Here is a 411-nt window from a genome sequence, read left to right as displayed (position 1 = left end):
CGCTTCGTCGACGAGGACTGACATGGCCATAAAATTCTCCGCCAAGGACCAGCCGGCAGCCCCGGCTGCCGCCGCAAAACCGGCCAAGCCGGTTGCCGCGCCGAAAGGCGACGGGGTCGCCGAGACTGCGACCGATCTGTTCAAGTCGCCGGCCGAAGCGTCGTCGCGCAAGGCGGGCAAGAAGAAATGACAGGCAAGAAGAAATAGCGCCTTGCCGCAAGACACCGATCGCAATCCTGCCGCGCCGGGGCTGTCTGCCCTGGTGACCGCTGCAAGCCTTTTGTCGCAACGCGGCACCGCTGCTCTGTTCGACTGCCAGAGCTGCGGCGCCTGCTGTTCTTATTCGGCCGAGTGGCCGCGCTTTTCCACCGAGGATGACGCGCAGCTCGACCGTATCCCGGAGAAATATGT

General features: G+C 64.0%; 1 protein-coding gene and 1 pseudogene. Both read left to right on the top strand.

Features of this window, described 5'->3' with window-relative positions; all coding sequences use genetic code 11:
- The coding region (locus EN935_RS40380) for a hypothetical protein (RefSeq protein ID WP_206534750.1) at positions 1-190 on the top strand (190 nt) is incomplete at its 5' end.
- A gap of 21 nt (positions 191-211) precedes the next feature.
- Positions 212-411, top strand: a pseudogene (locus EN935_RS40375) (YkgJ family cysteine cluster protein); the annotation flags it as partial.

Origin of the sequence: Mesorhizobium sp. M7D.F.Ca.US.004.03.1.1 (assembly GCF_003998635.1) — a bacterium.
Lineage (GTDB): Bacteria > Pseudomonadota > Alphaproteobacteria > Rhizobiales > Rhizobiaceae > Mesorhizobium > Mesorhizobium loti.
Note: the sequence above shows the minus strand (reverse complement) of the source record. Positions and strands in the feature narration are given on the sequence as shown.